This is a genomic window from Pseudomonas sp. yb_2, assembly GCF_043103905.1.
Lineage (GTDB): Bacteria > Pseudomonadota > Gammaproteobacteria > Pseudomonadales > Pseudomonadaceae > Aquipseudomonas > Aquipseudomonas alloputida.
This window is the reverse complement of record NZ_JBICKH010000075.1, coordinates 42,471-54,851: the sequence shown is the minus strand read 5'-3', so window position 1 is coordinate 54,851 and position 12,381 is coordinate 42,471. Positions and strand designations below refer to the sequence as shown.

The 12,381-nt window shown below is 60.7% G+C and carries 10 protein-coding genes; 8 read left to right on the top strand and 2 right to left on the bottom strand.

All coding sequences use genetic code 11. The annotated features are described in order from the left end of the window. Together ACF8FB_RS20020 and norR are read right to left on the bottom strand one after the other, a co-directional pair. Positions 1–1,400, bottom strand: a 1,400-nt coding sequence (locus ACF8FB_RS20020; RefSeq protein WP_392511740.1) for an Ig-like domain-containing protein, incomplete at its 3' end; no start/stop codon positions are given. A 190-nt stretch (positions 1,401–1,590) separates the two neighbouring features. Further along, the gene (norR, locus tag ACF8FB_RS20015) at positions 1,591–3,147 is read right to left on the bottom strand and encodes a nitric oxide reductase transcriptional regulator NorR (protein WP_014755368.1); all 1,557 of its coding nucleotides are present in this window, start codon (positions 3,145–3,147) and stop codon (positions 1,591–1,593) included. A 154-nt stretch (positions 3,148–3,301) separates the two neighbouring features. Between norR and hmpA the strand changes: the two genes are divergently transcribed. The 8 genes from hmpA to alaC all read left to right on the top strand — a co-directional run bounded on the left by hmpA (position 3,302) and on the right by alaC (position 12,370). Continuing rightward, positions 3,302–4,480: an NO-inducible flavohemoprotein gene (gene hmpA, locus ACF8FB_RS20010; RefSeq protein WP_010952044.1), complete on the top strand. Its 1,179-nt coding sequence runs from the start codon at positions 3,302–3,304 to the stop codon at positions 4,478–4,480. A 455-nt stretch (positions 4,481–4,935) separates the two neighbouring features. Further along, on the top strand, positions 4,936–5,442 hold the full coding sequence (locus ACF8FB_RS20005; protein WP_003248609.1) for a disulfide bond formation protein B: 507 nt from the start codon (positions 4,936–4,938) through the stop codon (positions 5,440–5,442). Positions 5,443–6,001: 559 nt separating this feature from the next. Continuing rightward, positions 6,002–6,943, top strand: a complete 942-nt coding sequence (gene cyoA, locus ACF8FB_RS20000) for a ubiquinol oxidase subunit II (RefSeq protein ID WP_003248605.1) — start codon at positions 6,002–6,004, stop codon at positions 6,941–6,943. Positions 6,944–6,946: 3 nt separating this feature from the next. Further along, complete coding sequence (gene cyoB / locus ACF8FB_RS19995) at positions 6,947–8,965, top strand: cytochrome o ubiquinol oxidase subunit I (RefSeq protein ID WP_010952047.1); 2,019 nt, start codon at positions 6,947–6,949, stop codon at positions 8,963–8,965. Positions 8,966–8,968: 3 nt separating this feature from the next. Continuing rightward, the gene (gene cyoC / locus ACF8FB_RS19990) at positions 8,969–9,595 is read left to right on the top strand and encodes a cytochrome o ubiquinol oxidase subunit III (RefSeq protein ID WP_012051225.1); all 627 of its coding nucleotides are present in this window, start codon (positions 8,969–8,971) and stop codon (positions 9,593–9,595) included. Then, entirely contained in the window at positions 9,595–9,927 is a 333-nt protein-coding gene (gene cyoD, locus ACF8FB_RS19985; RefSeq protein ID WP_003248599.1) for a cytochrome o ubiquinol oxidase subunit IV, read from the top strand. The genes cyoC and cyoD overlap by 1 nt, the downstream gene beginning before the upstream one ends. Positions 9,928–9,938: 11 nt before the next feature. Continuing rightward, positions 9,939–10,826 (top strand): heme o synthase, encoded by an 888-nt coding sequence (gene cyoE / locus ACF8FB_RS19980; RefSeq protein ID WP_003248596.1) that lies wholly within the window; start codon positions 9,939–9,941, stop codon positions 10,824–10,826. A gap of 335 nt (positions 10,827–11,161) precedes the next feature. Continuing rightward, entirely contained in the window at positions 11,162–12,370 is a 1,209-nt protein-coding gene (alaC, locus tag ACF8FB_RS19975; protein WP_004576357.1) for an alanine transaminase, read from the top strand. The last annotated feature ends 11 nt before the right edge of the window (positions 12,371–12,381 follow it).

Sequence of the window (12,381 nt, the reverse complement as noted above, 5' to 3'; positions counted from 1 at the left end):
AGGTCGATCAGGAAGGTGCCGTTGGCACCCACGACACCCGTGCCGATCACAGTGCCATTGGCATCGCGCACTTCGACAGTGGCACCTGGCTCGCCGCGACCGCTCAGGGCCAGGCCGTCAGCACCAACTGTAATATTGGTTACTGCGTCAGGCGGTGTGATGTCCGGCGCATCGAATTGCAATGGGGCAGAGCTGTTGCCGGCGGCATCCACCAGACGCACGTCGAGTGCTTCACCATTGGTCTGGGCCGGCGACAGGGTGAGGCTGAACAGGCCGTCGGCAGCGACGACACCGGTGCCAATCAGGTTACCGGCAGCATCGCGCACCTGCACGGTAGCACCAGGCTCACCGCGTCCGGTGAAAGTGACGCCATCGGCCAGGGCCAGGTCGGTCGGTTGTTCAGGGGCTGTGGTATCTGGGTTGTCGACGTCCGGCGCCGTGATGCTGGCAACTGGCGAGATATTGCCAGCCGCGTCTGCGGCGCTGATCTCCAGGGCCTGGCCGTCGCTTTGTGGCGGTTGCAGGGTAATGCTGAACTGGCCGTCCGCACCGGCCACCGCAGTGCCCAGCAATACGCCACCTGCGCCTCGCACGGAAACCGTCGAGCCGGGCTCGGCACGACCGGTAAGGGTGTTACCCTGCTCATTGATAGCCAGGTCGGTCGGCGCCAGTGGTGCAGTTGCGTCCGGTGCAGTGACAGCGCCAGGCGCCGAGACATTACCGGCGGCGTCAGTCAGGGTGACATCAAGGTTTTCGCTGTTGATCTGCGGCGCATTCAACGTCACGTTGAAGTTGCCGTCGGCACCCACTGTGCCGCTGCCGATCAGGTTGCCGGCGGCGTCGCGGATGTTCACCGTGGTGCCTGCTTCGCCACGGCCGGTCAGACGCAAGCCATCCGGCGAAACCAGCAGGTCGATCGGTGTGGCCGGTGCGCTGGTGTCGGGGTCGGAACCGCCGCTGCTGCCCCCGCCTCCATTGTCCGCCGCTGCTGCTGCGCCGCCCACGCCCAGCAGGCTGAGCCCGGCAATCGCCCAAGTTGGCATGGCACTGCCTGCAGTACCGATGCCTGCGACCAGTTCGTCCAGCGAGGCCACTTCTTCGAAGGTGAAACCGGTGAACGCTGCCGCATCGTACTGGGCATGCCACAGGGTGCCGTCTTCGCCGACGAAGACCATATCGCTGCCGACCCCGGCCTGGTCCACGGCGAAGAAGTTACCGATGGTGATCTTTTCCCCCGACTTCAGGGTGACGATCAGGTCCTGCCCGCGCTGGGTGACCGTGGCCACTTTGTCTGGAGAAACCGGTACCTGCACGACGCTTGGTGCGTTTAGATTGATATTGCCCCAGGCGCTCTGAGTGGCGACTTCGGATTGCTTATCGGCGACGACGATGTTGTCCATGGATGCTCCCTGCTGATATCCGGATCCCCCGGCCCGAGTGTTCGGGCCACAACCGACGTAACAGAGCCCTTTCAGGGGTCTTACGCACAGCCTCGACCAGGCAGTCGACAAACGGGTGGTTAGGGAGATATAGCAGCCGGTGGGGAAGCAACCAGATGGCTTTCTGGGTTAATCCTTTGGTAGAAAAGCCTCAGCGAAGCCCTAGCCTGCGGGCCAAACGGCTCAGGTTTGCGCGGTCCAGACCGAGTTCCCGGGCCGCTGCTGCCCAGTTGTCCTGATGCCGCTGCAGGCAGGCTTCGATCACCTGTCGCTGGTAACTATCGACGGCTTCACGCAAGCCGCCTTCAGGCGGTGTGACCACTTGCAGCGGTGCAGCGGGGGAGGGCAGCGTGCCTGGCGTGGTTGCCGACACACGCAGGTCCAGGTCGATGGCTTCGAGGGTGAGGATACGTGGCCGATCAGGGTGCTGGCCCAGCGCCTTGAGTGCCGAGCGGCCGATCAGGTGTTCCAGTTCGCGCACGTTGCCTGGCCAGTCGTAGGCGATCAACGCGGCTTGGGCCTCATGGCTCAGGCGCAGGCTGTTCAGGCCCAGCCGTGAACGGTTCTGTTCGAGGAAGTAGCCCGCCAATAGCAGCACGTCTCGCCCACGTTCGCGCAAAGGTGGCACGTGCAGCGGGTAAACGCTGAGGCGGTGATAGAAGTCGGCGCGAAAGTTGCCCGTACGCACCTCGGCAGCGAGGTCGCGGTTGGTAGCGGCGATCAGGCGCACGTCCACCCGGTGCTCGCGGTCCGAACCCAGGCGCTGCAGCTGGCCGCTTTGCAGCACGCGTAGCAGTTTCGCCTGCACCGTCAGCGGCAGTTCGCCCACTTCGTCGAGGAACAGCGTGCCGCCGTTGGCCAGTTCGAACTTGCCGCGGCGCTCGCCATGCGCGCCGGTGAAGGCGCCGCGCACATGACCGAACAGTTCGCTTTCCACCAAGGTGTCGGGCAGGGCGGCGCAGTTGAGGCTGACCAGCGGCTTGTCGGCGCGGTTACTGGCCTGGTGCAGGGCCTGGGCCACCAGCTCCTTGCCAACCCCGGTTTCGCCGGTGATCAGCACGGTCAGGTCGCTGCTGCCGACCAGACGAATTTCCTCCACCAGGCGTTTGTGCGCGGGGCTCTGGCCAATCAGCTCTCTATCCTGGCCGCTGGCCTGACGGTAGAGCTCGGCGCGATGGTGTTCGTCTTCGGCGCGCAGGGCCAGGTGCTCGATACGCTCGGCCACGGTAACGGTGGCGGCAGCCAGGCTGGCAAAGGCCTGCAGGGCATCCAGCTCCAGGCTCTGGAACTGCCCGGGGGTGAGGGCGTCGAGGGTGACCAGGCCCCATGGGCGCTCATCGACCATCAACGGGCAGCCCATGCAGTCGTGCACTTCAAGGTCGGCATCGGGGGCATTGACCAAACCATCGTAGGGGTCGGGCAGTTCGGAATCGCTGGCGAAACGGGTGGGTTCCGGGCGGCTGAGCAGTATCTGGAAACGCGGGTGCTCGCTGACCCGAAAGCGCCGGCCGAGGGTGTCGGGGCTAAGGCCATCCACTGCAAGCGGCACCAGCCATTCCCCGTCCAGTCGCAGCAGTGCTGCAGCATCGCACGGCAGCAGGCCACGCATGGCTTGCAACAGGCGGCGGTAGCGTTCCTGGTCGGGCAAATCGCGGGACAGGTCGCTGACCAGGGGCAGGAGGGTGGTGAGCAGTGGCTGTGTAGTCATATGGACTCCTATGGGTCGATATGACTATACGCAGGGGTGGGTCGTTTTGACATGACCTGCGTCAAGCCCCTGATTTTGCTGGCGATAAAAGTTGGCACGATTGCTGTAATGGCAGGGGCAGTCATTTGAAGCCACAGGCTCAGGAGTTGTTGCAATGCTCAATGCCGAACAACGTGCAATCATCAAGGCCACTGTACCTCTGCTGGAAAGCGGCGGCGAAGCGCTGACCACCCACTTCTACAAGATGATGCTCAGCGAATACCCCGAGGTACGGCCGCTGTTCAACCAGGCCCACCAGGCCAGTGGCGATCAGCCGCGTGCGCTGGCTAACGGCGTGTTGATGTATGCCCGCCATATCGACCAGCTGGAGCAACTGGGCGGCCTGGTCGGGCAGATCATCAACAAGCATGTTGCCCTGCAGATTCTGCCGGAGCACTACCCGATTGTCGGAAGCTGCCTGCTGCGCGCCATCGAGGAAGTGCTGGGCAAGGACATTGCCACCCCTGCGGTGATCGACGCCTGGGGCGCGGCCTATGGCCAGCTGGCCGACATTCTGATCGGCGCTGAAGAAAACCTCTATAAAGAGAAGGAAGAGGCCGAGGGTGGCTGGCGCGGTACCCGTGAATTCCGCCTGGTACGCCGCGAGCAGGAAAGCAGCGAGATCGTTTCGTTCTACTTCGCCCCGGTGGATGGCATGCCGGTGCTCAAGGCAGAACCTGGCCAGTACATCGGTCTGAAACTGGACATTGACGGTGCCGAGCAGCGCCGCAACTATTCCCTGTCGGCGCTGTGCGACGGCAAGGAATACCGCATCAGCGTCAAGCGCGAGGCGGGCGGCAAGGTCTCCAACTACCTGCACGATGAGCTGAAGGTGGGCGATACCCTGCAACTGTTCCCGCCTGCGGGTGACTTCACCCTGGCAGCCAGCGACAAGCCGCTGGTGCTGATCAGCGGAGGGGTGGGCATTACCCCGACCCTGGCGATGCTGCAGGCAGCACTGCAAACCCGGCGCGAGGTGCATTTCATCCACTGTGCGCGTAACGGCGCGGTGCATGCCTTCCGGGACTGGATCGATGGCCTGGCGGCGCGCCATCCACAGCTCAAGCGCTTCTACTGCTATGCCGAGCCGGAAGGTGGCGCTGCGGCCGACGCCGTGGGTTTGCTCAGTGAAGACCTGCTCGCCGAGTGGCTGCCGCAGGAGCGTGACGTGGATGCCTACTTCCTCGGGCCCAAGGGCTTCATGGCGGCGGTCAAGCGCCAGCTGAAGGGCCTGGGGGTGCCGGAGCAGCAGAGCCGCTACGAGTTCTTCGGGCCGGCGGCAGCGCTAGAGTGATATAGCGCCTGTGCCGGCCTCTTCGCGGGCAAGCCCGCTCCCACAGGTATTGCACCGATCTTGAATGTGGTGCCGTCTCTGTAGGAGCGGGTTTACCCGCGAAGGGGCCGGTACAGGCTCATAGCGTACTAGTCCCCCGCTGCAGCACACCTTTCTGCCTATATATAAAGAAGAAATGAAAGCACCTACGCAGCTTTCATCCTTAATCATCCTTTAATCACGGTATCCTTCACTCCCGGGTGTCGAGGGGCTTGCCCCTGCGCGGCACCTGGGCAGCCGTTTTTTTGCCGCCCGGCGTTGAACCGACGTCGTTGCGGCCGGTCTCAGCCACACTGGATAGCCCTGCGCAGTGCTTCCGCGACGCTCCCTCGGCATGCTCACAGGCCATGCCCAGCGTGTAGACTTGCGCCCAGGCAGGCGGACCACGCTGCCACTATCCATCGAAGGAACCGGCAATGAACGAACAAACATCGCGCCTGAATCGGGAACGGCGCTTTCTGGTGCTGTTGGGGCTGATCTGCCTTTCACTGATCGGCGGCGCCCTCTACATGCAGGTGGTGCTCGGCGAGGCACCCTGCCCGCTGTGCATCCTGCAGCGTTATGCGTTGCTGTTCATTGCCGTGTTTGCCTTCATCGCTGCGGCGATGCCCGGGCGCCGCAGCCTGACCTTCTTCGAGGCGTTGGTGGTGCTCAGTGCAATTGGCGGAATCGTTGCGGCGGGCAACCATGTGTATATACTCGCCAACCCCATGGTCAGTTGCGGTATCGATACCCTGCAGCCGATCGTGGATGACCTGCCACTGGCAAAGCTGTGGCCACTGGCGTTCCAGGTCGACGGCTTCTGCAGCACGCCGTATCCGCCGATCCTCGGCCTGTCGCTGGCGCAATGGGCACTTGTGGCGTTCGTGCTGACCGCTGTCCTGGTTCCGCTCGGTATCTACCGCAATCGACGCCAGGCTTAGACAAAAGTCCCGAATTGCATGGGGTCTTTTGCACCGCATGAGAAGAGGGAAAAGTTGCGCACCGCTTGATCCAGATCAATCCGCAGGCCTTGCAGGATGCGGCTTTGAGGCCTATCAAGCGGGGTGCGACAAACTGTCGCGAAGTTGAATTATCGAGCAGTATTGTTGCGGATTCTGTAAAAGACTGTTGCTCAATAAGTCATAGTCAAGGGTTGGCGACCTATCTACAATCGCCCCCAATTTCCGTTCGGCACTGCTTGCGAGTCGCAGGATTGAAGGAAGCCTCAGCGCTCCTTTTTGCTGACTTCGTCAAGTTTCGCCCAACGGCGATACCGGGCGGACACCCCTCCGCGTTTTCCCGCACCAAATGGACTTGGTCTGAAGTACAGGCCTGTTGCCTACGAAACCATAAGCACCGCTAACCCGCTTGAAGCCAAGGTCCTGCAGTCGGACCCCAGGCAGGAGCGAGTACGGGCGCGAAATGCCTCACTTGGCAGGACGAAGTGTTGGCTACCAAAACACAAATTGCATTGAAGCAAGCTGATCTAGAGGTCGTGAGATGAGTAAAAAGCGTTACCCCAGACTGTTTGGCATATTGCCCTTTTTAGGCATGCTTTTACTCAGTGGGTGCAACTGGACCCTGCTCGACCCGAAGGGCCAGGTCGGCATTGAGCAAAAGAACCTGATCCTGATCGCTACCGGCCTGATGCTGCTGGTGGTAATCCCTGTGATCATCATGACCCTGGCGTTCGCCTGGAAGTACCGTGCTTCCAACAAGGCAGCCACCTACACCCCTGACTGGTCGCACTCGACCAAGATCGAGGCCGCGGTATGGATCATCCCGATCCTGATCATCATCGCCCTGGGTTACGTCACCTACCACTCCACCCACAAGCTGGACCCTTATCGTCCGCTGGATTCGGACGTTAAGCCGATTCAGATCGACGTGGTCGCGCTGGACTGGAAGTGGCTGTTCATCTACCCGGAACAGGGCATTGCCACGGTCAACAAGATCGTCTTCCCGGCTAACACTCCGGTCAACTTCCGCGTCACTTCCGACGCCGTGATGAACTCGTTCTTCATCCCGGGCCTGGGCGGCCAGATCTACGCCATGGCCGGCATGACCACCAAGCTGCACCTGATCGCCAACGAAAATGGCGAATTCGACGGTATCAGCGCCAACTACAGCGGTGCTGGCTTCACCGGCATGAAATTCAAGGCTACTGCCACCTCTCAGGAAGACTTCGACAAGTGGGTCGCTGAAGTCAAGCAGTCGCCGAAGAAGCTGGACAAGGCCGAATACGACGCCTTGGCCAAACCAAGCGAAAACAACCCGGTCGCGCTGTATAGCGAGGCTTCGCCTGAGCAGTTCCAGCTGATCGTCGACAAGTACGAAGGCATGAACCGCGGTCGTAGCCACGAAGAAGCAGGCAGCAAAGATCTGGCCACAACCAAGGGTGTGGAATCGAGTATGCAACCAGCTGCCGGTGCAGAGGAGTAAGAGATGTTCGGTAAATTAAGCCTGGAGGCGATACCCTATCACGAGCCGATAGTCATGGTGACGCTTGCCATGATCGCGCTCGGCGGTATCGCTGTCGTCGGTCTTATCACCTATTTCCGCAAGTGGACCTACTTGTGGAGCGAGTGGCTGACTACTGTCGACCACAAAAAGATCGGCGTGATGTACATCATCGTCGCGATGGTCATGCTGCTGCGCGGCTTTGCCGACGCCATCATGATGCGTACCCAGCTGGCTGCCGCAACCGGCGGCTCCGAAGGCTACCTGCCGCCTGAACACTATGACCAGATCTTCACCGCTCACGGTGTGATCATGATCATCTTCATGGCGATGCCGTTCTTCACCGGCCTGATGAACCTGGCGGTTCCTCTGCAGATCGGTGCACGTGACGTTGCCTTCCCGTTCCTGAACTCCCTGAGCTTCTACCTGCTGCTGGCAGGCGTGCTGCTGGTCAACATCTCGCTGGGCGTTGGTGAATTCGCCAAGACCGGCTGGGTTGCCTATCCGCCGCTCGCGGGCATTCAGTACAGCCCTGGGGTGGGTGTCGACTACTACATCTGGGCGCTACAGCTATCCGGATTGGGTACGACGCTTACCGGCGTGAACTTCCTCGTCACCGTGATGAAGATGCGCGCACCTGGCATGAAACTGATGGACATGCCGATCTTCACCTGGACCTGCACCTGGGCCAACGTGTTGATCGTCGCTTCGTTCCCGATTCTGACTGCTGCACTCGCTCTGCTGACTGTTGACCGTTATCTGGACTTCCACATCTTCACCAACGAGCTTGGTGGGAACCCGATGATGTACGTCAACCTGTTCTGGGCGTGGGGTCACCCTGAGGTTTACATCCTGATCCTGCCGGCCTTCGGCGTGTTCTCGGAAGTAACTTCGACGTTCTCTGGCAAACGCCTGTTCGGCCACCACTCGATGATTTACGCATCGGGCGCGATCGCCATCCTCGGCTTTGCTGTATGGCTGCACCACTTCTTCACCATGGGTGCCGGCGCCAGCGTCAACACCTTCTTCGGCCTGGCGACGATGCTGATCTCCATTCCGACCGGTGTGAAGCTGTTCAACTGGCTGTTCACCATGTACCAAGGCCGTGTGCGCTTCACCGCACCGATGCTCTGGACCCTGGGCTTCATGGTCACCTTCTCCATCGGTGGCATGACCGGCGTACTGCTGGCCGTTCCGGGTGCTGACTTCGTCCTGCACAACAGCCTGTTCGTAATTGCGCACTTCCACAACGTGATCATCGGTGGCGCGGTATTCGGCTACATCGCCGGTTTCGCCTTCTGGTTCCCGAAAGCCTTCGGCTTCACCCTGAACGAGAAGTGGGGCAAAGCTGCCTTCTGGTTCTGGCTGTCGGGCTTCTACGTTGCGTTCATGCCGCTGTACGCCCTGGGCTTCATGGGCATGACCCGTCGTCTGAACCACTCCGACAACCCACTGTGGGAACCCTACCTGTACGTAGCCGTTGTCGGCGCCGTGCTGATCCTGTTCGGTATCGCTTGCCAGCTGATCCAGATCGTCGTTTCGGTCCGCGACCGCAACCAGAACCTGGACGTGACCGGCGACCCATGGGGCGGCCGTACCCTGGAATGGTCGACTTCTTCGCCACCTCCGTTCTACAACTTCGCTCACATGCCTGAGAAAGTTGGCCTGGACTGCTGGCACGAAGCCAAGGAAGCAGGCGTTGCGTACAAGGCTCCGGCCAAGTACGAAGCCATTCACATGCCGAGCAACACCGCTACCGGTCTGTTCATGGGCCTGTTCCTGACCGTCTTCGGCTTCGCCTTCATCTGGCACATCTGGTGGCTGGTTGGCGCGAGCCTGGTTGCAACCATCGCTGTCTTCGTTCGCCACGCTGCACGTGACGACCAGGGCTACATGGTTCCGGCCGAAGAAGTGGCGCGCATCGAAGGCGAGCGTATGAAAGCGCTGGCCAAAGCAGGTGCTCTGCCTGCCGGCGCACGTGTCGAATCGTTTGAGCGGGTGTAATCAATGTCCAGTCAAGTAATGCACGGCGGCGCTGCTCATGGTCACGACCATGGGCATGACGACCACCACCACGACTCGGGCCAGATGACCGTACTGGGCTTCTGGCTGTACCTGATGACCGACTGCATCCTGTTTGCGTCGCTCTTCGCCACCTACGCGGTGCTGTCCGGCAGTTTTGCCGGCGGCCCGTCGGGTCATGACATCTTCCAGCTTGATTTCGTAGCTGTTGAAACGCTGTTCCTGCTGCTGTCCTCGATCACCTTCGGCTTCGCCATGCTGAAGATGTTCGATGGCAAGAAAGCAGGTGTACTGGGCTGGTTGGCTGTGACCTTCCTGTTCGGTGCAGGCTTCATCGCGATGGAAATCTATGAGTTCCATCACCTGATCAGCGAGGGCTTCGGCCCGCAGCGCAGTGGCTTCCTGTCGGGCTTCTTCGCCCTGGTAGGTACCCACGGTCTGCACGTGACTGCTGGTCTGATCTGGATGGCAATCATGATGTACCAGATCAACAAGCACGGCATCACGCCGACCGCCAAGACCCGCATGAGCTGCCTGAGCCTGTTCTGGCACTTCCTGGACGTGGTCTGGATCTGCGTATTCACCGTCGTTTACCTGCTGGGGGTTCTGTAATGGCTAACGCACACGACACTCATCACGAAGGTAATCACGGCAGCGTCAAGTCGTACATGATCGGTTTTGTACTGTCGATCATCCTGACTGCGATCCCGTTCGGCCTGGCCATGACCGCCAGCCTGCCGAAGAACCTGACCGTTCTGATCATTGTTGCCATGGCTGTGATCCAGGTAGTTGTTCACCTGGTTTACTTCCTGCACATGGACCGCTCGAAAGAGCAACGCAACAACGTTTCGACGTTCCTGTTCACCACCCTGGTGATCGCTCTGCTTGTCGGCCTGTCGCTGTGGATCATGTTCAGCATCCACTTCGAAATGTTGGCCAAGTGAGGTAAGACTGCATGTCCGTTAAGCACTTTATCCAAATCACCAAACCGGGGATCATTTTCGGTAACGTGCTTTCCGTGGCAGGCGGTTTCTTCCTTGCCTCGAAGGGCCATGTGGATTTCGCCCTGTTCCTGGCGGTGGTGATCGGTACTTCGCTGGTGGTTGCGTCCGGATGCGTGTTCAACAACTGCATCGACCGTGACATCGACCACAAGATGGAGCGCACCAAGAACCGTGTCATGGTTCAGGGCGGCATGTCGCTGCCCCTCGCGCTGATCTACGCCACCCTGCTCGGGGTGGCGGGTTTCAGCCTGCTGTATGTCCAGGCCAACCCGCTGTCTGCGTTCTGCGCACTGATTGGCTTTGTCGTCTACGTCGGTTTCTACAGCCTGTGGCTGAAGCGTAAATCGGTGCACGGCACCTTGGTCGGCAGCCTGTCGGGTGCCATGCCTCCGGTGATCGGCTACTGCGCCGTGAGCAACAGCTTCGACCTGGCTGCGGTAACCCTGCTGGTGATGTTCAGCCTTTGGCAAATGCCGCACAGCTTTGCCATCGCGATCTTCCGCTTCAAGGATTACAGCGCTGCCAACATTCCGGTTCTGCCGGTGGCCCGCGGCATCCTCGCGGCGAAAAAGCAGATCGTGCTGTACGTGCTGGCCTTCGTGCTCGCCACCCTGATGCTTACCCTCGGCGGTTACGCCGGCCTCGGTTACCTGGCCGTGGCTGCTGCCATGGGCCTGTACTGGCTGTACATGGCCTGGGGTGGTTACAAGGCCGAGGACGACAGCAAGTGGGCCCGCAAGGTGTTCGGCTTCTCCATCCTCACCGTCACTGCCCTGAGCGTGATGATGGGTGTGGACAGCCAGACCGCTGCGGATGTGCTGATGACCTACGCACGCTGAAACTGCTGCCTGTTTCACGAAAACCCCGGCCTCTGCGTCGGGGTTTTTTTATGGGTTTTTTCTGTGCCAGTCTCTTCGCGGGCAAGCCCGCTCCCACAGTTATTTCGCAGGTTTTGCATGTGGCGCGGTCCCGGTGGGAGAGGGTTTGCCCGCGAAGATGCCAGCACAGGGAAATATAAATTTCATATTTTCAAACAATAGATCTGAAAAGATCTAATAAAACAGGAAATTATCCTTTACATGTATCCTGTCTCGGGATTATCTTCTGATTCAGGCCGCCACATCGGCCAGCGTCGCTCGGACGGTTCCGGGCGCTTACGTACTCAGAGGAAGCCATGGCCAACCCAGGTTCGCCGCGCCGCTTTGCGCGCATCGATCGTCTCCCCCCCTACGTCTTCAACATCACCGCCGAGCTCAAGATGGCTGCCCGCCGTCGTGGCGAGGACATCATCGACCTGAGCATGGGCAACCCCGATGGCGCCACCCCGCCGCACATCGTCGAGAAGCTGGTACAGGTCGCCCAGCGTGAAGACACCCACGGCTACTCCACCTCGCGCGGCATCCCCCGCCTGCGCCGGGCCATCTCCAACTGGTACAAGGACCGCTACGAGGTCGACATCGACCCGGAAAGCGAAGCCATCGTCACCATCGGCTCGAAAGAGGGCCTGGCCCACCTGATGCTGGCCACCCTCGACCAGGGCGACACGGTGCTGGTGCCCAACCCCAGCTACCCGATCCACATCTACGGCGCAGTGATCGCCGGTGCCCAGGTGCGTTCGGTGCCGCTGGTGCCGGGTGTGGACTTCTTCAACGAGCTTGAGCGGGCCATTCGCGAGTCCATCCCCAAGCCGAAGATGATGATCCTGGGCTTCCCGTCCAACCCGACCGCCCAGTGCGTGGAGCTGGACTTCTTCGAGCGCGTGGTGGCCCTGGCCAAGCAGTACAACGTACTGGTGGTGCATGACCTGGCCTATGCCGATATCGTCTACGACGGCTGGAAAGCCCCATCGATCATGCAGGTGCCGGGTGCCAAGGACATTGCGGTGGAGTTCTTCACCCTGTCCAAGAGCTACAACATGGCAGGCTGGCGCATCGGCTTCATGGTCGGCAACCCCGAGCTGGTCAGCGCCCTTGCGCGGATCAAGAGCTACCACGACTATGGCACCTTCACCCCGCTACAGGTTGCAGCCATTGCCGCGCTGGAAGGCGACCAACAGTGCGTGCGCGACATTGCCGAGCAGTATCGCCAGCGCCGTAACCTGCTGGTAAAAGGGCTGCACGAACTGGGCTGGATGGTCGAGAACCCCAAGGCGTCGATGTACGTGTGGGCGAAGATCCCGCCGGAGTATGCACACCTGGGTTCGCTGGAGTTCTCCAAGAAGCTGCTGGCCGAGGCCAAGGTCTGCGTGTCGCCGGGGATCGGCTTTGGTGACTATGGGGACGACCATGTTCGCTTTGCGTTGATCGAGAACCAGGACCGTATTCGCCAGGCCATCCGCGGGATCCGGCAAATGTTCCGGGCTGATGGTTTGGCTCGCAAGTAAGCCCATTGGGG

What these genes read in the sequence shown, in the direction of transcription:
- norR (WP_014755368.1), bottom strand. Translation starts at nt 3,147, where the DNA reads ATGACTACACAGCCACTGCTCACCACCCTCCTGCCCCTGGTCAGCGAC.
- hmpA (WP_010952044.1), top strand. Translation starts at nt 3,302, where the DNA reads ATGCTCAATGCCGAACAACGTGCAATCATCAAGGCCACTGTACCTCTG.
- ACF8FB_RS20005 (WP_003248609.1), top strand. Translation starts at nt 4,936, where the DNA reads ATGAACGAACAAACATCGCGCCTGAATCGGGAACGGCGCTTTCTGGTG.
- cyoA (WP_003248605.1), top strand. Translation starts at nt 6,002, where the DNA reads ATGAGTAAAAAGCGTTACCCCAGACTGTTTGGCATATTGCCCTTTTTA.
- cyoB (WP_010952047.1), top strand. Translation starts at nt 6,947, where the DNA reads ATGTTCGGTAAATTAAGCCTGGAGGCGATACCCTATCACGAGCCGATA.
- cyoC (WP_012051225.1), top strand. Translation starts at nt 8,969, where the DNA reads ATGTCCAGTCAAGTAATGCACGGCGGCGCTGCTCATGGTCACGACCAT.
- cyoD (WP_003248599.1), top strand. Translation starts at nt 9,595, where the DNA reads ATGGCTAACGCACACGACACTCATCACGAAGGTAATCACGGCAGCGTC.
- cyoE (WP_003248596.1), top strand. Translation starts at nt 9,939, where the DNA reads ATGTCCGTTAAGCACTTTATCCAAATCACCAAACCGGGGATCATTTTC.
- alaC (WP_004576357.1), top strand. Translation starts at nt 11,162, where the DNA reads ATGGCCAACCCAGGTTCGCCGCGCCGCTTTGCGCGCATCGATCGTCTC.